Below are 18,959 nucleotides of genomic sequence, written 5' to 3' on the forward strand. Positions count from 1 at the left end.
CCCGGGGGCGGCGCGGCGCTCACTTGCGGTTGTACAGGCGCATGGTGGCCGTTCCGAAGACGGCCACCAGCGCCGCGCCCCACCCCAGCGACCAGGCGATCTCGGTGGCGGGCCAGTCTCCGGCCATCAAGCCGCGCACCGCCGAGGCCAGATGGGTGACGGGGCTGTTGTTGACGAAGGCCTGGAGCCAGCCGGGCATGGTGGCCGGGTCGACGAAGACGTTGCTGAGGAACGTCAGCGGGAAGATCACCATCATGCTGACGCCCATCACCGACTTCTCGGTGCGCAGCATCAGGCCGAACATCGTCCAGATCCACGAGAAGGCGAACGCGAAGACGATCAGCAGCGCCACCCCGGCCACCACCCCGGTGACGCCGCCGGCCGGGCGGAAGCCCAGCACCAGGCCGAGGGCCAGCATCACCGCGCAGGCGATCGTGTAGCGCAGCATGTCGCCGAGCAGGTAGCCGACCATCGCCGAGGGGCGCCAGATCGGCAGGGTGCGGAACCGGTCGAAGACGCCCTTGGCGATGTCGATGTTGACCGCCACCCCGGTGTACATGGTGATCATCACGATGTTCATCACCAGGATGCCCGGCAGCAGGAACTGCACGTACTGGTCGGTCGATCCGGCCAGCGCACCCCCGAAGAGGTAGGTGAACATCAGCACCATCATGACCGGGAAGACGGTGACGTCGAAGAGCTGCTCGGGCACGTGCTTGATCTTCAGCACCGCCCGCCAGCCGAAGGCGGCGGAGGCGGCCCAGGCGCTGGGGCGGGGCGGGCGCTCCCCGGACACCAGCAGGCCGGCCAGGACGTCGGCCGCCGCGGGAGCCGGCTCGCCGGTCCCGCCGGTCTCGTCGGTGCGCTGTCCGCGGGTCGTGGCGGTGCTCATGCCGGGATCTCCTCTTCCTCGTTCGCGGGGGCGGCGGTACGGGCGGCGGGGCGGTCGGTGAGGGCGAGGAAGACCTCGTCCAGGCTGGGCTGGCCCAGCGAGAAGGTGTCGACGGTGATGCCGGACCGGGCCAGCTCCGCCAGCGCCCGGGAGGCCTGTTCGGCCGCGCCCGCACCGTCGCCGTGCAGGCCGACGCGGGCGGTCAGGGCCACCGGGTCGGGGTCGAGCTGGACCCGCGCCCCCAGGACGCGGGCGAGCAGCCGCTCGGCCTCGGGCCGCCGGTCGGCGTCCCGCAGCCGCAGGTGCACCGCGCCGGCGCCCACCGAGGCCTTCAGCTCGCCCTTGGTGCCCTCGGCGATGACCTTCCCGTGGTCGATGACGGCGATACGGGAGGCGAGCTGGTCGGCCTCGTCGAGGTACTGGGTGGTCAGCAGCACCGTGGTGCCCCGGGCGACCACCGCCCGCACGATGTCCCACACCTGGTTGCGGCTGCGCGGGTCCAGGCCGGTGGTCGGCTCGTCCAGGAAGAGCAGGTCGGGGGTGTTGAGGATGGACGCGGCGATGTCGATGCGGCGCCGCATGCCGCCCGAGTAGTTCTTGACCTGCTTGCCCGCCGCCTCGGCGAGCCCGAACGCCTCCAGCAGCTGCTCGGCCCGCCGCCGGGCCGCGGGCTTGCGGTGGCCCAGCAGCCTGCCCAGCAGGACCAGGTTCTCCACCCCGGTCAGGTCCTCGTCCACCGACGCGTACTGGCCGGTCAGGCTCACCCGGGCGCGTACGGCGTCGGCCTCGTGCAGCACGTCGTGCCCGAAGACCCGGGCCCGGCCGCCGTCGGGGCGCAGCAGGGTGGCGAGCATCTTGACCGTGGTGGTCTTGCCCGCCCCGTTGGGACCGAGGACCCCGTAGACCGTGCCCGCCGGCACGGCGAGGTCCACGCCGTCCACCGCGCGGGTCTCCCCGAACACCTTGACCAGCCCCGATGTCTCGATCGCCAGGCCGGATGCGTTCTCGTCCATGTTCCGTCGTCCTCGTCGCTCGGCAGTTGTGCGGTTTCCCTCGACCATCGGACCGTCCGGCGGCCCCGGACTCATCGCTTCCCGGGGATTTCCCCCGCCGGGTCCCCGGGCTCGTAACGGATGTGCCTGCACAGTGCGTCTCCTCAGTCGTCGCGGACCTCGATGCCGAGCGCCCGGGCGAGCGCGGGGGCGAGGTCCAGTAGTTGCGCCGGGCTGACGATCGCGCCCCTGAGCGAGTCGTGGCCCGCCGTGATCCCCAGTCCGGCCGCGCCGCGCAGATCGACCCGCGCGAGCCTCGCCTTCTCCAGCCGCACCCCGTCCAGGACCGAGCCGGGAAAGGCGACACCCTCCAGGGCCGCCTCCCCGAAGTCCACGTCGCGCAGCAGGCAGTCCACGAAGCACACGTCGCGCAGGCGCGCGGCACGGAGGTTGACCGAGTCGAACTTGCAGTTGAAGAACGTCACGCGGCGCATCCGCGCCTCGAACGCCTCCACCCCGGCCAGCGCGCCGGAGACGGCCTCGGCGTCCGTCCAGTCGGTCTCGGCCAGATCCGCGCCCACCCAGCGCACGGTGTGCAGCCACACGTCGTTGAAGCGCGCCCGCCGGTAGCGGCCGCCGTCGAACTCCACCGAGGTGAAGGCGGACTCGACGAAGCCGGCGCCGCCGGCGTCCGCGTCCCGGAAGCCCTCGCCGTCGAAGTGGACGGTGTCGTAGGCGCGCTCCCGCTCCAGCCGCCCGCCGGCGTCGAAGGGCTGGAGGTACTCCGCGTAGGGCAGGTCGGCCAGTTCGCGCGGGACGGGCGGAGGCGGCGGGGGCGGCGGAATCCGTGAGGTCCGCGGGCTTCGCTGGGCGGGCATGGGGGCCTTTCCGGTCCGGACGGAAGGTGTCCTCCGGAGCCTAGGGGCACCCTCTGACAACGCCCGTCCACAGCGCCCACGCCCCCGCGAGGACGGCAGCACCCACGCCCCCGCGAGGACGGCAGCGCCCACGCCCCCGCGAGGGTGGCAGCGCCTACGCCCCCGCGAGGGTGGCAGCGCCTACGCCCCCGCGAGGGTGGCGACCATGACGGCCTTGATGGTGTGCATGCGGTTCTCCGCCTCGTCGAAGACGACCGAGTGCTCCGACTCGAACACCTCGTCCGTCACCTCCAGCGACTCCAGGCCGTACCGCTGGTGGATCTCCCGGCCCACGGCCGTGCCCAGGTCGTGGAAGGCGGGCAGGCAGTGCAGGAAGCGGACGCGCGGGTTGCCGGTGGCGCGCAGGACGTCCATGGTCACGGCGTACGGCCGCAGCAGCTCGATGCGCTCCTCCCAGACCTCCTTGTGCTCGCCCATCGACACCCACACGTCGGTGGCGACGAAGTCGGCCCCCAGCACGCCCTCCTCCACCTTCTCGGTGAGGGTGATGCGGGCGCCGGTGCGCTCGGCCAGGGAGCGGGCCGCGGCCACCACGGACTCCTCCGGCCACAGGCTCCGCGGCGCGGCGATGCGGACGTCCATGCCGAGCAGGGCACCGGTGACCAGGTAGGAGTTGCCCATGTTGTTGCGGGCGTCGCCGAGGTAGGCGTAGGCGGTCCCGTTCAGCGGCTTGTCGCAGTGCTCGGTCATGGTGAGCACGTCGGCGAGCATCTGGGTGGGGTGCCAGTCGTCGGTGAGCCCGTTGTAGACGGGGACGCCGGCGTGGGCTGCCAGCTCCTCGACGGCCTCCTGGCCGCTGCCCCGGTACTCGATGGCGTCGTACATCCGCCCCAGCACCCGGGCGGTGTCCCGCACCGACTCCTTGTGGCCGATCTGGGAGCCGGACGGGTCGAGGTAGGTGGTGTGGGCCCCCTGCTGGGCGGCGGCGACCTCGAAGGCGCAGCGGGTGCGGGTGGAGGTCTTCTCGAAGATCAGCGCGATGTTGCGCCCGCGCAGCCGCTGCTCCTCGGTCCCCGCCCGCCGGGCCGCCTTCAGCTCGGCGGCCAGCTCGACCAGGTGGCGGAACTCCTCGGGAGTGAAGTCCAGCTCCTTGAGGAAGTGGCGGCCCGTGAGATCGATCGCCATGGGGGGCTCCTAGGGACTGTCGCGTCGGATACGGCGGGAAAGCCGGAAGTATATACGCACTCTCGTATCACTATGCAGGCAGGGTGTCCTCCGGCGGCACCATACGCCGCCAGGCGCCCCTGTACGCCCAGGACCCTCCGGACTCCCCGCGACCGCGGCCCGCGGCCCGCGGTCGCGGCCGTGCCCGCACCCGTGCCGTGCCTACACCGCGTCGCGCTCGACCGGGCAGCTCATGCAGCGCGGCCCGCCCCGGCCCCGGCCAAGCTCGCTGCCGGGGATGGTGATGACCTCGATTCCGCATTTGCGCAGATGGGTGTTGGTGGTGACGTTGCGCTCGTAGGCGATGACCACCCCCGGCTCGACGGCCAGCACGTTGCAGCCGTCGTCCCACTGCTCGCGCTCGGCGGCGTGCACGTCCTGGGTGGCGGTCAGCACTCGGATGCCGTCCAGGCCCAGGGCCGCGGCGATGGCGCGGTGCATGTGCTCGGGCGGGTGGTCGGTGACCTTCAGCTCCGACTCGGCCGCGCCGGGCTCGATGGTGTAGGAGGGGAGCATGCCCAGGCCCGCGTACTGGGTGAAGGTGTCGCCGTCGACCATCGTCATCACCGTGTCCAGATGCATCAGGGCACGCTTCTTGGGCATGTCCAGGGCCACGATGGTGCGGGCCGAACCCGCCGCGAACAGGCCGCGGGCGAGCATCTCCACAGCCTGCGGGGTGGTGCGCTCGCTCATCCCGATGAGCACCGCGCCGTTGCCGATGACCAGCACGTCACCGCCCTCGATGGTGGAGGGGTAGGCGCCCTGGCCCTCGGACCAGACGTGGAAGCCCTCCCGCGAGGGGTCCGAGTCCTCTGCGCCGGGGCCCGGTGCTCCGGAGGGCCGGGCGAACAGCGGGTGGTGGTGGTAGATCGCCTCGAAGTGGATCGTCTCGCGCTGCCGGGCGGGCCAGCGCATGGCGTTGATGGAGACCCCGTCGTAGATCCAGGCGGAGGTGTCGCGGGTGAACAGGTGGTTGGGCAGCGGGGCGACCAGGAAGTCGTCCGGGTCCATCACGTGGAAGCGCACCGAGACCGGCTCGGGATGCCGCTCCAGGTACTCCCGCTTGGTCATCCCGCCCACCAGCGCCTCGGCCAGCTCCGCCCCGGACATCTCGTCGAAGACGGCCCGCAGGTGGTCGGTGGCCAGCGGCCCGTACTCCTTCTCGTGGAAGGTGCGGTCCAGGACGAAGGCGCGTGCGGCGGGGATCTCGAGGGACTCCGCCAGCAGATCGCCGAACAGGTGGACCTCCACACCCCGGTCGCGCAGGACGTCGGCGAAGCCGTCGTGCTCCTGGCGGGCCCGCCGCACCCACAGCACGTCGTCGAAGAGCAGGTCGTCCCGGTTGGTCGGGGTGAGCCGTTTCAGTTCCAGGTCGGGGCGGTGCAGGATGACGCGGCGCAGCCGCCCGGCCTCGGAGTCGACGTGGAATCCCATGCCACCATCCTCACCCCGAGCCGGGCGGCTACACCCCGGTACGCGGTCACAGCCTGGGGTCGACCGGCTCCGACTCCAGGGCGAGGACGGCGAAGACCGCCTCGTGCACCCGCCACAGCGGCTCGCCCCGCGCCAGCCGGTCCAGCGCCTCCAGGCCGAGCGCGTACTCGCGCAGCGCCAGGGAGCGCTTGTGGCCCAGGTGGCGCACCCGCAGCCGCCGCAGGTTCTCCTCTCGGACGTACTCCGGTCCGTAGACGATCCGCAGGTACTCCCGTCCCCGGCACTTCACGCCCGGCTGGACCAGCCGCCCGTCCGGGCCGCGCACCAGGGCGTCCAGCGGTTTGACGACCATGCCCTCGCCCCCGGCCTCCGTCAGCTCCAGCCACCAGTCGGTGCCCGCCGCGACGGACGCCTCGTCTCCGGTGTCCACCACCAGGCGCCCGGTGCGGCGCAGCAGCCCGGTGCCGTCGGCGTCGGCCAGCCGGTCCAGCCAGGCGAGCTGGTCGACGTGCGGTACGGCGGCCAGGCTGCGGCCGCGGCAGGCCAGGATCTGGAAGGGCGCGAGCTCCACACCGTCGAGCCCGTCCACCGGCCGGCAGTAGCGGCCGTACGCCGCGGTGAACGCCTCCGTGTCCGCCGCGCGCTCCCGCTGCCGCGCCAGCAGCCCGTCCACCCGGGCGCCCCGGGCGGCCGCCGTCTCCAGGGCGGCCAGCGCGCCGGGGAAGACGGCTCCCGCGGCGGCGCCGACCGCCGCGTACTGCCGGCGCAGCAGCCCGGCCGACTTCAGCGACCAGGGCAGCAGCTCGGCGTCCAGCAGGAGCCAGTCGGTGTCCAGCTCCTCCCACAGCCCGGCGCCGTCGGCGGCGGCGCGCAGGCGGGCGAGGACCTCCTCGGTGACGGCCCGGTCGTCGAAGAACGGGCGTCCGGTGCGGGTGTGGAGCGCGCCCGTCTCCCCGCCGGTCACGCCGAACCGCTCGGCCGCGGCGGCCGCGTCGCGGCAGACCAGGGCGACGGCGCGCGAGCCCATGTGCTTCTCCTCGCACACCACCTTCGCCACGCCCGCCGCCCGGTACTCGGCGAACGCCTCGGCCGGGTGCTCCAGGTAGCCCTCCAGCTTCGAGGTGGCGCAGGGCGCCATCGTCGGCGGGAGGTAGGGCAGCAGGCGCGGGTCGATCGCGAAGCGGCTCATCACCTCCAGCGCGGCGGCGGCGTTCTCCTCGCGCACCGCGACGCGGCCTGCGTGGCGGGTCTCCACCACGCGGCGGCCGTGCACGTCGGCCAGGGCGAGCGGGCGGCCCTCGTGCCCGCCGGGCGCGTCCGTCGCCGGCGGCTTCACCGGCTCGTACCAGACCCGCTCGGCGGGTACGTCCACCAGTTCGCGTTCGGGCCAGCGCAGGGCGGTCAGGGCGCCGCCGAAGACGCAGCCGGTGTCCAGGCAGACGGTGTTGTTGAGCCAGGTCGCGCGCGGGGTGGGGGTGTGGCCGTACACGACGGCGGCCCGGCCCCGGTAGTCCTCGGCCCACGGGTAGCGCACGGGCAGGCCGAACTCGTCGGTCTCGCCGGTGGTGTCGCCGTACAGGGCGTGGGAGCGGACCCGGCCGGAGGTTCGGCCGTGGTACTTCTCGGGCAGTCCGGCGTGGCAGACGACCAGCGCGCCGCCGTCGAGCACGTAGTGGCTGACGAGCGAGCCGATGAACTCCTCCACCCGCGCGGGGAACTCCGGGTCCGCGGCGGCCTCCCTCTCCAGCTGCTCGATCGTCTCGGCGAGTCCGTGGGTGTGCCGGACGTTGCGGCCCCTCAGGTACCGGCCGAGCTTGTTCTCGTGGTTGCCGGGGACGCACAGTGCGTGCCCCGCGGCGACCATGCCCATGACCAGGCGCAGCACTCCGGGGCTGTCGGGGCCGCGGTCGACGAGGTCGCCGACGAACACGGCGGTGCGCCCCTCGGGGTGGCTCGCGTCCACCGCGCGGCCGGCCGCGTCCCGCTCGATCGCGTAGCCGAGCCTGCCCAGCAGTGCCTCCAGTTCGGCGCGGCAGCCGTGGACGTCGCCGACGATGTCGAACGGGCCGGCCAGGTGCCGCAGGTCGTTGTAGCGCCGCTCCAGCTCGATCCGGGCGGCGGCCACCTCCTCCACCCCGCGCAGGACGTGCACCTTGCGGAAGCCCTCGCGCTCCAGGGAGCGCAGGGAGCGGCGCAGTTCGCGCCGCTGGCGCGGGATGACGTGGGCGGGCATGTCCGCGCGGTCGGGGCGGGCGGCGTTGCGCTCGGCGCAGACGCGCTCCGGGACGTCCAGGACTATCGCCACGGGCAGCACGTCGTGCTCGCGGGCCAGCATCACCAGCTGCCGGCGGGCCTCGGTCTGCACGTTGGTGGCGTCCACCACGGTCAGGCGCCCGGCGGCCAGCCGCTTGCCGGTGATGTAGTGCAGCACGTCGAAGGCGTCGGAACTGGCGCTCTGGTCGTTCTCGTCGTCGGCGACCAGGCCCCGGCAGAAGTCGGAGGAGACGACCTGGGTGGGCGCGAAGTGGGTGCGGGCGAAGGTGGACTTGCCCGCCCCGGTGGTGCCGACCAGCACCACCAGGGACAGGTCGGGCACGGCGAGCGCCTTCGCGGGGGCCGGGGCGGGTTCCGTGGTACCGGCAGGGGCGGGCGCCGGGGTGCGGTCCGTCATGCGGCTGCCTCCTTCGCGGTGTTCGGGGCCCCGGTGTCCGGTGCCCCGGTGTTCGGTGTCTCACCGTTCGATGTCTCGCTGATCGGAGCCTCGGCGGCCAGGCGGAACAGGGCGAGCTGGGTGGGCGGGCCGACCTCGGGGTCGTCTTCGCCGACGGGCCGGAACTCCACCGTGTAGCCGTGCCGTTCGGCCACCGCGCGCGCCCAGGCGCGGAACTCCTCGCGGGTCCACTCGAAGCGGTGGTCGTGGTGGCGCACCTCGCCCGCGGGCAGGGTCTCCCAGCGAACGTTGTACTCGGCGTTGGGAGTGGTGACCACGACCGTCCCCGGCCGGGCCGCGCCGAAGACCGCGTACTCGGCCGCGGGCAGACGCGGCGGGTCGATGTGCTCGATCACCTCGCTGAGCACGGCCGCGTCGTAGCCGGACAGCCGCGGGTCGGTGTACGTCAGCGAGCCCTGGGTGAGGGTGACGCGGGCGGCCTGCCGCTCGGACATCCGCTCCAGGCGCAGTCTGCGCCGCGCCTCGTGCAGGGCGCGCATCGACACGTCCACACCCGTGATCCCGGTGAAGCGGGCGTCCTTCAGCAGCTCCCGCACCAACTGGCCCTGTCCGCAGCCCAGGTCCAGGACACGGGCGGCACCCGCCTCGCGCAGGGCGGCCAGGATCGCCTCTCGGCGCAGGACGGCCAGCGGGGCGGGGCGCTCGTCGGTGTCGGTGCTCTCGTCCACGGCGTTGTCCAGTTCCCCGGGCTCGCTGCCGTCGGCCTCGGCCAGACGGGCGAGCTCCAGGCGCTCCAGGGCCTCGCGGGTGAGGCCCCGGCGGCGGGCGAGGTAGCGGCCGGCGATGAGCTCCTGCTCGGGGTGGTGCTCCAGCCAGCCCTCGCCGGCGCGCAGCAGCTTGTCCACCTCGTCGGGGGCGACCCAGTAGTGCTTGGCGTCGTCCAGCACCGGCAGCAGGACGTACAGGTGGCGCAGCGCGTCGGCGAGCCGCGCCTCGCCCTCCAGCACCAGCGACACGTAGCGGGAGTCGCCCCAGTCGGGGAAGCGTGCGTCCAGCGGCACCGGTTCGGCGCCGACGGTCCAGCCCAGCGGCCGGAAGAGGCGGTGGACCAGCTCGGTGCCGCCGCGGGCGGGCAGCGCGGGCACCTCGATCCGCAGGGGCAGCTCGCGCCCGGGCAGTTCGGGGCGGGCCCGGCACTGGCCCTTGAGCGCGCTGGAGAACACCGCGCCCAGCGCCACGGCCAGCAGCGAGGAGGCCGCGTACGGGCGGTCGTTGACGTACTGGGCCAGGGCCGAGTCGGGTGCGCCGCCGCGCCCCTTGCCACGGCCGCGGCGGACCAGGGCGACGGGGTCGACCTCCAGCAGCAGCGCCGCGGTGCAGCGCTCGGCCTCCGCCTCGGGGTAGAAGACGTGCGCGGTGCCGTGGGAGGTGGAGAACTCCTGCGCCCGGTCGGGGTGTTTGTGCAGCAGGAATCCGAGGTCGGTGGCGGGCCGCTCGGCGCTGCCGGTGGTGGTCATCGTCAGGAACACCCGAGCGAGTATGACCCGTTCGAGTGGGCCGCCCCACCGGTTTTCCGGCGTGGCGGAGCGCCTGGCCCGGCTACCCTTCCGGTTCCGTTCCCGGCTCGATCTCCCGCCCCGTCCTCGTTCCGAGTTCCGCCGCCAGGGCGGCGATCTCGGCCGGGCCCACCCGGCAGCAGCCGCCGACCAGCCGGGCGCCGTCGCGTACCCATGTGCGGGCGGCGGCCGGATCGAAGGCGGCCTCGCCCGTCCAGGCGCCGCGCGCCGCGTCCCAGCCCTCACCGCTGTTGGGGTAGACGACCACCGGCTTTCCCGTGGCCCGCGCCGCCAGGCGTACGGCGGGCGCGGCGTCGCGCGGGTCGCAGCAGTTGACGCCGACCGCGATCACCTGGTCGTTGCCGGAGGCGACGGCGAAGGCGTCCGGCAGCGGCTGGCCGGCGCGGGTGCGCGGGCCGGCGACGGTGTACGACAGCCACACCGGCACCCCGCAGCCGGCCGCGGCGCGCAGCAGGGCCTCGGCCTCGTCGGCGTCGGGCACCGTCTCCAGGGCCAGGACGTCCGGGGCGGCCGCCGCCAGCGCCTCGACGCGGGGCCGGTGGAAACGCTCCAGCTCGGCGACCGTCAGCCCGTAACGGCCGCGGTACTCGCTGCCGTCGGCGAGCACCGCGCCGTACGGGCCGACCGAGGCGGCCACCCACACCGGCCCGCCGGCCGTGCCCGCGGCGGCGCGGGCCAGGGCCACGCTGCGGCGCAGCAGGGCGTCGGTCTCCTTCCGGCCGAGCCCGTGCCGGGCGAAGCCTGGGTGGGATGCCTGGTAGCTGCCGGTGATGAGCACCCGCGCCCCCGCCCGTACGTAGGCGGTGTGGGCCGCCTCCACCTGGGCGGGGTCGTCGGCGAGCAGCCGGGCCGACCACAGCTCGTCGGACAGGTCGCAGCCCTGTGCCTGGAGCTGGTTGGACAGCCCGCCGTCGAGGACGAGGGGGCCGCGTGCCAGGGCGTCCGCGAGCGGAAGACCCGGCGCGGGCACGGGCGGCGGCGCGGGCGTTGTGCTCATGCCGGGCTCACCCCAGTTGGCTCTGCACCTGGGAGGAGATCAGCTCCAGGTGGTCCAGGTCGTGCAGGTCCAGGATCTGGAGGTAGATACGGGAGGAGCCCGCCTCGGCGTAGCGGCCGATCTTGTCGACCACCTCGGCCGGGGAGCCGGCCAGTCCGTTCTCCTTCAGCTCCGCCACCTCGCGGCCGATGGCCGCCGCGCGCCGCGCCACCTCGGCGTCGTCCCGGCCCACGCAGGCGACCAGGGCGTTGGAGTAGGTCAGATCGTCCGCGGCGCGGCCGTGCTCCTCGGCGGCGGCCCGCACCCGGCCGAACTGCCGCTCGCTGTCCTCGACGGAGACGAAGGGGACGTTGAACTCGTCGGCGAAGCGCGCGGCCAGAGCCGGGGTGCGCTTGGCTCCCATCCCTCCGATGAGAACGGGGACCCTGGCCTGTGCGGGCTTGGGCAGCGCGGGCGAGTCGGCGAGCTTGTAGTGGGCGCCGTCGTAGGTGAACGTCTTGCCCGGCTCGGTGGCCCACAGCCCGGTGACGATCTCCAGCTGCTCCTCCAGCCGGGAGAACTTCTCCCTGGGGAACGGGATGCCGTACGCGGTGTGCTCCGCCTCGAACCATCCGGCGCCCAGGCCGAGTTCGACGCGTCCGCCCGACATGGCGTCGACCTGCGCCACCTGGATGGCCAGGACACCCGGCAGCCGGAAGGTGGCCGCGGTCATCAGGGTGCCCAGCCGGATGCGCCTGGTCTCGCGGGCGAGGCCGGCCAGGGTGATCCAGGCGTCCGTCGGGCCGGGCAGCCCGTCGACACCGCCCATCTTCAGGTAGTGGTCGGAGCGGAAGAAGGCGTCGAAGCCCAGGTCCTCGGTGGCCTTGGCGACCGTGAGGAGGGTGTCGTAGGAGGCGCCCTGCTGGGGTTCGGTGAAGATGCGCAGATCCATGCCCTCCATCCTGCACCTTCGCTACGCGCCCTCCCGTACCGGCAGGCCGTCCTCGCACACCGGTGCGGCGGCCTCGCCCTCGCCCACGCCCTCGTCCACGGGCCGGGCCCCGGCCCCGCCCATGGGCGGGGCCCGGCGGAACGGCCTGGGTCTGAGGGCGAGCCGCCTGAGGATCGCCGTCACCCTGTCACCGCACTCGTCGGCGGCGTCGATGCCCTCGATGCACCTCCAGTAGAGCCCCTCCTCCTCCGCGTCGACCGCCACCCGCACCAGGGCGCCCCCGGCCTCGCCCAGCAGATCGCCCAGTTCGTGCAGGGCCGACAGGGGGTCGCTCATCTCCGTCAGGTGGGCGGCGCGCGCCCCGTCGGACCGCTGCCCGGGACCGCGCAGCGAACCGCAGGCGCGGCCGCTCGCCTCCCGCAGTCCACCGGCCTGGGCCCGCACCTCGGGCGGGCCCGTCATGGCCAGGTGGACCCCTACCGCCTCCGCGAGCGCCTGCGCCTGCCACGCCTCGGTAACGACGTCAGCCGCTTCCTCACTGTGTGCGAGCGCTCGCCGCGTGATCTCAATGAGTGGTACCGCATCCATCCACCTTTTCCCTCCGCGATAATTCGCTACCCAGCGTGATACCCGCAGTCGCGTTTGGCTAGGGGGTTCGGGAAAACTGTGGAAAAACTCGACACTGTCGAGAACGCCTTCACTCCGAAGAGTGACGATTGGCCTTCCCCTGCGCGCCGCCGGGGCCGTCCGTCTCACCGACTTCCCCGCCGACTCCTTCGTCACTCTCCGCAACGGGGAAGCGTCGTTCGTTCCGCTCGATCTTCGCTTCCAGCGCGGCAGGTGCGTCGATCCCCAGCACCTCGCAGAACTGCAGCAGATAGGCCAGGACGTCGGCGACCTCGTCCGCGACCCGCCCCGCCGCGTCCGGGTCGTCCATCACCCGTGCCGACTCCTCGGGTGTCATCCACTGGAAGATCTCGGCCAGTTCGGCGGCCTCCACGCCCAGCGCCATCGCCAGGTTCTTCGGCGTGTGGTACGGCTCCCACCGCCGCGCCGCCGCGAACTCGGCCAGTCTGCGCTGGAGTTCGCCCACCCTGCCCCCGGGCCGCCCGTACGGCGCCGGGTGGCGCGCCTCCTCCGGGCCGCCTCCGGCGTCTCCGCCGGTCCTGCCGGCCCCGCCGCTTCCGTGCGCCTGTCCGTTGTTCACGCCCCCAGGTCTACCAGCCGCACCCCGGGCACCTCCCCAGCGTCCCCCGGTGCCGGACCGGCGGTGCGGCAGCCCTACCGGGCGGCAGGTCTACGGGCGGCGGTGCCGACGGGCCCGGCGCTCAGCACGTACGTGCCGGTGCGGTCGGCGACGGCGAGGTGGAACGGCTCTCCCCGCGCCGGCAGTTCGGCCGCGGCCCGCTGCCGCTCCCCGTCCTCGTGCCACCGGCGCAGCCGCCCGGCCCCGGGCCCCGGCTCCGCGCCCGGCGCCCGGGCCCCGGCTCGGCCGCTATCCGACGTCCGCCCTGACCGAGTCGCCGAAGAGGCCGTTGGTGAAGGTGACCGTCCTGGGTTCGATCTCCCCCTCGACCGTGACGGTGCCGGTGACCTTCTCACCCCTGGCCAGTTCGACCGTGTCGATCTGGCGCTCGTCCGCGGCGAGTTCGACGTCGTACTTGGAGCCGTCCGCGGCCGTGACGTCGAAGTACAGCGGGTTGACGTCGACCTTCTCCGCGCCGTTGTTGACGACCGTGACCAGCACGGAGGTGTGCTCCTCGCCGTCGGTGAGGACGGTGGGCCGGAAGTCGGTGGTCTCCGCCGTGATCCGGATCGGTGCGGGAGCCTCCTCCTCGGGCTCCTCCCGCGGCTTCTCCTCGTCCTTCCCCCCCTTCCCCTCCCCGCCACCGGGCTGCTTCGGCGCCGACGACGCCGGAGGCTTCCCCTCGCTCTCGTCACCGCCCGCGCCGAGAGCCGCACCGATGACGCCGATCACGACGAAGAAGGCGACGGCGCCGAGGCAGCCGAAGCCGATGATCTTCCCCGCGCCGGGCTTCTTCGGCGGCGGCGCCGACGGCATCGGCTGCTGCGGCCGACCGGGGCCCCACTGCTGGTACTGGGGACCGGGATTGTGCTGGGCCATCAGACCCCCCTCTTCTCATGCTGCTGCCTCCGGACCTCAGAGGCACGGCGCTCGGCCGGGGCGGACCCCGGCACGCCCCACCGGGCCGGGTCGACCGACGGGCTATGGGCGCGCGCTCCGCGAACAACCATATGACACGGAAACTAAGTTCACAACTCGCTCGCAGAAGGGCTTCATCAACCACGCCTCGAAGTGGTCCGCGTGCACACACAGAACCATGCGCCGGGCCTCCCTCGCTCGTACGGCCCGCCCGCCGCGGATGGGAGGCGAGTCCGCGGAAACACTGGGGGAATGCGCACCGAACCTGTTGTGGGACCCGACCGTGAGCCGCTCGCCCGTCTGCTCGGCGTCGCCGAAGCGGCCGTCGACGCCGGGGTCCGGTGGCTCGCGGAGGCTGGGGACGAGTGGTCGCGGCGGAGGTTCAAGGCGTCGGGCGAGGAGGTCACGGCCGCCGACGCCGAGGTGGAGCGGCGCATCACACGCGTGCTGCGGGAGCACGCGCCCGGCATCCCGGTCGTCGGCGAGGAGACGGACCGGGAGGAGGGGGGTTCGGTGCCGCCCCGCTGCTGGCTGCTGGATCCGATCGACGGCACGATGAACTTCACGCGCGGCGCCCCGCCGCACGCCGTCTCCCTGGGTCTGGTGGACGGCGGCGAGCCCGCGCTGGGCGTGGTCCACGCTCCGGCCCTGGGCCGTCGATGGAGCACGGACCCGGCACCGGACACGGACACGGCGGGCCGGGACGTCCCGGAGCCGGCCGGCGCCCGGGAGCTGTCCCGGGCGGTGGTCGGCGTCACGGGGGCGGGAGGGGGCGGCTCCCCGTCCGGGAGACTGCTGGCCGCCCTGCTGGAACGGGCGTACCGGGTGCGGATGCAGGGCTGTATGAGCCTGGACCTGATCGGTGTGGCCGAGGGCTGGCTGGACGCCTGCGTGTGCGTCGGTGCCAAGCCGTGGGACGTGGCCGCCGGGGCGGCGCTGCTGCGCCGCCGCGGATGGACGGTGCTGGACGGGGACGGACGGCCGTACGCCTTCGGGGCCCCGGTCCTGGTGGCGGGGAGCGGGCCGCTGGCGCGGGAGCTGGCCGCCCTGTGCCGGGCGCGGTTCCGGTAGCCGGGCGCGGGCTCGGTGACGGTGCGATACGGATGAGGGCGTTCCCGTGGCGGAGCGCGCGGCGAGCCCCTACCGTACGCGCATGCGCCACCCCGCCGAGTTGTACTACGCGCCCAGTCTGCCGCCCGACGAGGTGCGGGCGCTGCTCCGCCGCGACCAGTTACTGCTGCGCACATGCCAGGCCGCGCTGGGCCGCGTCGGCGGGGACGTCCTGGGGCTGTCGGTGGAGCCGCGCGCCGGCGAGGTGGTCATCCACGCGGCGGTGGCCAGGGAGACGCCCGAGGTGGCCGAGGACCTGTGCGACATCGCCTCCGAACTGGAGCTCCTGCTGATGGGCGGGCCCGACGACCGCTCCGACATCACCGTCCAGGTCCATGTCGGGCCGCCCTGCCCCACCGACTGGCCCGGTTACGGTCACGCGGTGATCCACCTGGCGAAGACCGGGGAGCCGTGGGAGGAGGACGGCTGACGGCGGCCGGTGCGGGGCGGCCCGGGACCGGCTCTGGAACGGCCCCGGACCGGCGGCCCGGAACGGTGCGCCCGGAACGGCCGCTCAGCGCGCGGCCGGGGCCGGGCCGACCAGCTTCTCCAGGACGTCCTCCATGGTGACGAAGCCCAGCAGCTCGCCTCGGTCGCCGGTGACGGCGGCCAGGTGGGTGCCTGCGGCGCGCATGGTGGTGAGGACGTCGTCCAGCGGGGTGCCGGCCTCCAGGCGTACGACGGTGCGCAGCGCCTCGGGCGGGAAGGGCCGGTCGCGGTGCACGACGCCGATGGCGTCCTTGACGTGCAGGTATCCCAGCACGGTGCCGCCGGGGCCGGTGACCGGCAGCCGGGAGAAGCCGACCGTGGTGGCGGTGCGCTCCAGTTCGTCGGGGGTGACGTTGTGGCCGACGGTGTGCATCTGGGCCAGGGGCACCAGCACCTCGGCCGCCGGGCGGCTGCCCAGCTCCAGCGCCTCGCGCAGCCGCTCGTGGCCGCCCGGCTCGATCAGCCCGGCCTCGCTGGCCTCCCGCGCCATGCGGGCGAGTTCGGCGTCGGTGAAGATCGAGGCGACCTCGCCCCTCGGCTCGACCCTGAGCAGACGCAGCAGGGCGTTGGCGAAGGCGTTGATACCGAAGATCACCGGCCGCAGTGCGCGGGTGAGGGCCACCAGCGGCGGCCCCAGCAGCAGGGAGGTGGGCACGGGAGCGGCCAGGGCGATGTTCTTGGGCACCATCTCGCCGATGAGCATGTGCAGATAGGTCGCCAGGGACAGCGCGATGACGAAGGCGATCGGGTGGACCAGGGCGCCGGGGACGCCGGCGGCCTCGAAGGACGGCTCCAGCAGGTGGGCGATCGCCGGTTCGGCGACCGCGCCCAGCACCAGGGAGGAGGCGGTGATGCCCAGCTGGGCGGTGGCCATCATCGCCGACAGGTGCTCCAGGCCCCACAGCGTGGTGCGGGCCCGCCTGACGCCCTTCTCGGCGTGCGGCTCGATCTGGCTGCGGCGCACCGAGATCAGGGCGAACTCGGCGCCCACGAAGAAGGCGTTGACCAGGATCATCAGGGCGCCGATGGTCAGTTGCAGGGCGGTCATCGGGCGTCCTCCCGGTGGGCGCGGCCGGCCGCTCCGGCGGAGGCGGCCCCCGCGGGTGCGGTGATCCGTATGCGGTCGGCGCGGTGGTGGTCGACGTCGAGGACGCGCAGCTCCCAGCCGTCGATCTCGACGGTGTCGCCGGGTACGGGAATGCGCTCCAGCCGGGCGGCGATCAGGCCGGCGGTGGTCTCGTAGGGGCCTTCTGGCGCGGCCAGTCCGATCGCGGCCAGCACGTCCAGGCGGGCGCCGCCGTCGGCCTCCCAGCGCGCCCGTCCGTCGGGGGCGGGGGCGGCGGGGCGCAGGTCGGGCTCCTCCAGCGGGTCGTGCTCGTCGCGGACCTCGCCGACGACCTCCTCGACGATGTCCTCCACGGAGGCGACTCCCGCGGTGCCGCCGTACTCGTCGATGACGACCGCGATGGTGCGGCGGGCGCGCAGGCGCTCCAGCAGCCGGTCCACCGGGAGGGTCTCGGGCACCAGCAGCGGCTCGCCGAGCAGTTCGGTGACGGGGGTGGCGGGGCGCCGGCCGGCCGGGAGGGCCAGGACGTCGCGGATGTGGACGGTGCCGATCACCTCGTCCAGGGTGCCGCGGTAGACCGGGAAAATCGACAGGCCGGTGGCCAGGGTGAGGTTCTCGGCGTCGGCGGCGGTGGCGTGCGCCTCCAGGGCGCGTACGTCCACGCGCGGGGTCATCACGTTCTCCGCGCTCAGCTCGCTCAGGTGGAGGGTGCGCACGAACAGTTCGGCGGAGTCCTCCTCGATCGCGCCCTCCTTGGCGGAGCGGCGGGCCAGTGAGACCAGTTCGTCCGGGCTGCGCGCGGAGGCCAGCTCCTCGGTGGGCTCCAGGCCGAAGCGGCGCACGAAGCGGTTGGCGGTGCCGTTCAGATGGCGGATGAAGGGCCCGAAGACGGCGGTGAAGCCGCGCTGCGGTCCGGCGACGACGCGGGCGACCGCCAGCGGGCTGGAGATCGCCCAGTTCTTGGGCACCAGCTCGCCGACCACCATCAGCACCACCGTGGAGACGGCCACGCCCAGCACGGTGGCCACCGAGGAGGCGGCCGGGCCCAGCCCGGCGTCGCGCAGCGGTCCGCGCAGCAGCGCGGCCAGGGACGGCTCGGCGAGCATGCCGATGACCAGCGAGGTGACGGTGATGCCGAGCTGGGCGCCGGAGAGCTGGAGGGTGAGCTGCCGGACGGCCTTGAGCGCGCTTCCGGCGCCGCGTTCCCCCTGGCGGGCGGCGCGCTCCAGCTCGCCCCGCTCGACGGTGGTCAGGGAGAACTCGGCGGCCACGAAGACCGCGCAGGCCAGGACGAGGGCCAGTGCCGCCAGCAGGAGCAGGATCTCGGTCACCGTGCCACCCCCGCTCCCGGAATCGTCGCGGAGCGGCCGCGGGTGGCACGGCTGGTACTGGGAGGTTCGCCCATGGTGGGTGCGCTGCTCCTTCTGGATCGGTCGGGGGCCGGGTACCTCGGGTCTTGCCGAGACCTCCCGATGAAGTGTAAAGGATTGGCAAAGTACCATCGCCGCGGCCGTGGTTCTGCTCCGGCTTCGACGCCGGCCGTGATCCCGGGGCGCGAGGACGCGCTTCGCCCTCTCCGGACCCCCGCGGCATCGGTACGCCTCTGCGATTCTACAATTCTGTAGAAACCTTGGGAGCGGGGACGACGAGGCGGGGCCGGACCCTTACGATTTCCGTCCGGGCCGCGTCGGCACGGCCCGGGCTCCTCCCGACACCCGGAGTGTTCATGGCCCTGTGGAACCGTCTCGCGGAGTCCGCCCGGACGGTGCGGGGCCGGCTGGCGGCGAAGAGGAACGAACTCAGGGGCGGCGCGTTCCGCGACGCGAGCATGGCGATGTGCGCACTCGTCGCCGCGGCCGACGGGACGATCGACCCGGCCGAACGCCGTCGCGTCGCCCAGCTGATCGAGCACGACCACGTGCTCAGGGCCTTCCCCGCCGACGAACTGCGCGGCCGCTTCGAGGGCTGGCTGGACCGGCTCACCACCGACTTCGACCTCAACCGGGCCGAGGCCCTGCGGGAGATCGCCAAGGCCGCGCGCAGCCCCGCCGAGGCGCGCGCCGTCGTCCGGATCGGCATAGCCGTCGGCGCGGCCGACGGCTACTTCGACGCCGCCGAGCTGGTGGTGGTCCGCGAGGTCTGCCACCTGCTCGACCTGCCGCTCCACGAGTTCGGACTCTGACCGGCCCGCCGCACGGTCCGGGCGGCGGGCGCCGGGCCCGCCCAGGTCACCGGGGCAGGGGGTACGAGCCCGCCCCCCGGTGCGGGGAGGCCGCGACGGGACGGGGCCCCGGCGACCAGGGCGGGAGCTGGTGGGGCCAGCGCACATAGGTGAGCGGCGAGGTGCCCGAACGGGGGACGACCACGCCGACGGGCCACACCCGCAGCGCGTAGCTCCCGGTGTGGTCGGCGGCGGTGAGCCGGAACGACAGCCCCTCGGCGAGCCGTTCGGCCGCGGCCCGCTGCCGCTCCTCGTCCGCGCACCACCGCCGCAGCTCCGCGGGCACGTCGGCGCCGCGCCCGGGCCGGTCCGG

17 protein-coding genes and 1 pseudogene are annotated in these 18,959 nt (G+C 73.9%); 3 read left to right on the top strand and 15 right to left on the bottom strand.

Features of this window, described 5'->3' with window-relative positions:
- Positions 1 to 19: 19 nt before the first annotated feature.
- From ACLIYP_RS10990 to ACLIYP_RS11045, 12 genes are all read right to left on the bottom strand, one after another.
- Positions 20 to 892, bottom strand: coding sequence for an ABC transporter permease (locus ACLIYP_RS10990; RefSeq protein WP_412712945.1), 873 nt, complete (start codon positions 890 to 892; stop codon positions 20 to 22).
- Positions 889 to 1,905 carry an ATP-binding cassette domain-containing protein gene (locus ACLIYP_RS10995; RefSeq protein WP_412712946.1) on the bottom strand — a complete coding sequence of 339 codons (1,017 nt, stop codon included), beginning with the start codon at positions 1,903 to 1,905 and terminating at the stop codon, positions 889 to 891. The genes ACLIYP_RS10990 and ACLIYP_RS10995 overlap by 4 nt, the downstream gene beginning before the upstream one ends.
- Positions 1,906 to 2,048: 143 nt before the next feature.
- Entirely contained in the window at positions 2,049 to 2,762 is a 714-nt protein-coding gene (locus tag ACLIYP_RS11000; protein WP_412712947.1) for a pentapeptide repeat-containing protein, read from the bottom strand.
- A 180-nt stretch (positions 2,763 to 2,942) separates the two neighbouring features.
- Positions 2,943 to 3,947 (bottom strand): ornithine carbamoyltransferase, encoded by a 1,005-nt coding sequence (gene argF, locus ACLIYP_RS11005; RefSeq protein WP_412712948.1) that lies wholly within the window; start codon positions 3,945 to 3,947, stop codon positions 2,943 to 2,945.
- Positions 3,948 to 4,148: 201 nt separating this feature from the next.
- Entirely contained in the window at positions 4,149 to 5,420 is a 1,272-nt protein-coding gene (locus tag ACLIYP_RS11010; protein WP_412712949.1) for an arginine deiminase, read from the bottom strand.
- Positions 5,421 to 5,466: 46 nt separating this feature from the next.
- A complete protein-coding gene (locus tag ACLIYP_RS11015; protein ID WP_412712950.1) occupies positions 5,467 to 8,091 on the bottom strand; it encodes a polynucleotide kinase-phosphatase in 2,625 nt (874 codons plus the stop codon).
- Positions 8,088 to 9,620 (bottom strand): 3' terminal RNA ribose 2'-O-methyltransferase Hen1, encoded by a 1,533-nt coding sequence (locus tag ACLIYP_RS11020; protein WP_412712951.1) that lies wholly within the window; start codon positions 9,618 to 9,620, stop codon positions 8,088 to 8,090. The genes ACLIYP_RS11015 and ACLIYP_RS11020 overlap by 4 nt, the downstream gene beginning before the upstream one ends.
- A 70-nt stretch (positions 9,621 to 9,690) precedes the next feature.
- Positions 9,691 to 10,665 (bottom strand): homocysteine S-methyltransferase, encoded by a 975-nt coding sequence (gene mmuM, locus ACLIYP_RS11025; RefSeq protein WP_412712952.1) that lies wholly within the window; start codon positions 10,663 to 10,665, stop codon positions 9,691 to 9,693.
- A 7-nt stretch (positions 10,666 to 10,672) separates the two neighbouring features.
- Entirely contained in the window at positions 10,673 to 11,596 is a 924-nt protein-coding gene (locus ACLIYP_RS11030) for an LLM class F420-dependent oxidoreductase (protein ID WP_412712953.1), read from the bottom strand.
- A 21-nt stretch (positions 11,597 to 11,617) separates the two neighbouring features.
- Positions 11,618 to 12,184: a DUF6099 family protein gene (locus tag ACLIYP_RS11035; RefSeq protein ID WP_412712954.1), complete on the bottom strand. Its 567-nt coding sequence runs from the start codon at positions 12,182 to 12,184 to the stop codon at positions 11,618 to 11,620.
- A 109-nt stretch (positions 12,185 to 12,293) separates the two neighbouring features.
- On the bottom strand, positions 12,294 to 12,689 hold the full coding sequence (locus ACLIYP_RS11040) for a nucleotide pyrophosphohydrolase (protein WP_412712961.1): 396 nt from the start codon (positions 12,687 to 12,689) through the stop codon (positions 12,294 to 12,296).
- Positions 12,690 to 13,091: 402 nt separating this feature from the next.
- Positions 13,092 to 13,721: a DUF4352 domain-containing protein gene (locus ACLIYP_RS11045; RefSeq protein ID WP_412712955.1), complete on the bottom strand. Its 630-nt coding sequence runs from the start codon at positions 13,719 to 13,721 to the stop codon at positions 13,092 to 13,094.
- Between the two features lie 291 nt (positions 13,722 to 14,012).
- On the opposite strand from ACLIYP_RS11045, the gene ACLIYP_RS11050 reads away from it, so the two are divergent.
- Positions 14,013 to 14,831, top strand: a complete 819-nt coding sequence (locus tag ACLIYP_RS11050; RefSeq protein WP_412712956.1) for an inositol monophosphatase family protein — start codon at positions 14,013 to 14,015, stop codon at positions 14,829 to 14,831.
- An 82-nt stretch (positions 14,832 to 14,913) separates the two neighbouring features.
- Positions 14,914 to 15,300: a hypothetical protein gene (locus ACLIYP_RS11055; RefSeq protein ID WP_412712957.1), complete on the top strand. Its 387-nt coding sequence runs from the start codon at positions 14,914 to 14,916 to the stop codon at positions 15,298 to 15,300.
- A gap of 84 nt (positions 15,301 to 15,384) precedes the next feature.
- Here ACLIYP_RS11055 and ACLIYP_RS11060 read toward each other — a convergent pair whose 3' ends face one another.
- Both ACLIYP_RS11060 and ACLIYP_RS11065 read right to left on the bottom strand, forming a co-directional pair.
- Positions 15,385 to 16,407, bottom strand: a complete 1,023-nt coding sequence (locus tag ACLIYP_RS11060; RefSeq protein ID WP_412712958.1) for a hemolysin family protein — start codon at positions 16,405 to 16,407, stop codon at positions 15,385 to 15,387.
- Entirely contained in the window at positions 16,404 to 17,756 is a 1,353-nt protein-coding gene (locus ACLIYP_RS11065) for a hemolysin family protein (RefSeq protein ID WP_412712959.1), read from the bottom strand. The genes ACLIYP_RS11060 and ACLIYP_RS11065 overlap by 4 nt, the downstream gene beginning before the upstream one ends.
- A 395-nt stretch (positions 17,757 to 18,151) precedes the next feature.
- Between ACLIYP_RS11065 and ACLIYP_RS11070 the strand changes: the two genes are divergently transcribed.
- Positions 18,152 to 18,607: a tellurite resistance TerB family protein gene (locus ACLIYP_RS11070; RefSeq protein ID WP_412712960.1), complete on the top strand. Its 456-nt coding sequence runs from the start codon at positions 18,152 to 18,154 to the stop codon at positions 18,605 to 18,607.
- A 46-nt stretch (positions 18,608 to 18,653) separates the two neighbouring features.
- Here the strand turns inward: ACLIYP_RS11070 and ACLIYP_RS11075 are convergent.
- Positions 18,654 to 18,959, bottom strand: a pseudogene (locus ACLIYP_RS11075) (hypothetical protein); the annotation flags it as partial.

The organism is Streptomyces nanhaiensis (assembly GCF_046614825.1).
Lineage (GTDB): Bacteria > Actinomycetota > Actinomycetes > Streptomycetales > Streptomycetaceae > Streptomyces > Streptomyces radiopugnans.

Excerpts from the sequence above, each read along its gene's own strand:
- ACLIYP_RS10990 (WP_412712945.1), bottom strand. The coding sequence starts at position 892 with ATGAGCACCGCCACGACCCGCGGACAGCGCACCGACGAGACCGGCGGG.
- ACLIYP_RS10995 (WP_412712946.1), bottom strand. The coding sequence starts at position 1,905 with ATGGACGAGAACGCATCCGGCCTGGCGATCGAGACATCGGGGCTGGTC.
- ACLIYP_RS11000 (WP_412712947.1), bottom strand. The coding sequence starts at position 2,762 with ATGCCCGCCCAGCGAAGCCCGCGGACCTCACGGATTCCGCCGCCCCCG.
- argF (WP_412712948.1), bottom strand. The coding sequence starts at position 3,947 with ATGGCGATCGATCTCACGGGCCGCCACTTCCTCAAGGAGCTGGACTTC.
- ACLIYP_RS11010 (WP_412712949.1), bottom strand. The coding sequence starts at position 5,420 with ATGGGATTCCACGTCGACTCCGAGGCCGGGCGGCTGCGCCGCGTCATC.
- ACLIYP_RS11015 (WP_412712950.1), bottom strand. The coding sequence starts at position 8,091 with ATGACGGACCGCACCCCGGCGCCCGCCCCTGCCGGTACCACGGAACCC.
- mmuM (WP_412712952.1), bottom strand. The coding sequence starts at position 10,665 with ATGAGCACAACGCCCGCGCCGCCGCCCGTGCCCGCGCCGGGTCTTCCG.
- ACLIYP_RS11030 (WP_412712953.1), bottom strand. The coding sequence starts at position 11,596 with ATGGATCTGCGCATCTTCACCGAACCCCAGCAGGGCGCCTCCTACGAC.
- ACLIYP_RS11035 (WP_412712954.1), bottom strand. The coding sequence starts at position 12,184 with ATGGATGCGGTACCACTCATTGAGATCACGCGGCGAGCGCTCGCACAC.
- ACLIYP_RS11045 (WP_412712955.1), bottom strand. The coding sequence starts at position 13,721 with ATGGCCCAGCACAATCCCGGTCCCCAGTACCAGCAGTGGGGCCCCGGT.
- ACLIYP_RS11050 (WP_412712956.1), top strand. The coding sequence starts at position 14,013 with ATGCGCACCGAACCTGTTGTGGGACCCGACCGTGAGCCGCTCGCCCGT.
- ACLIYP_RS11055 (WP_412712957.1), top strand. The coding sequence starts at position 14,914 with ATGCGCCACCCCGCCGAGTTGTACTACGCGCCCAGTCTGCCGCCCGAC.
- ACLIYP_RS11060 (WP_412712958.1), bottom strand. The coding sequence starts at position 16,407 with ATGACCGCCCTGCAACTGACCATCGGCGCCCTGATGATCCTGGTCAAC.
- ACLIYP_RS11070 (WP_412712960.1), top strand. The coding sequence starts at position 18,152 with ATGGCCCTGTGGAACCGTCTCGCGGAGTCCGCCCGGACGGTGCGGGGC.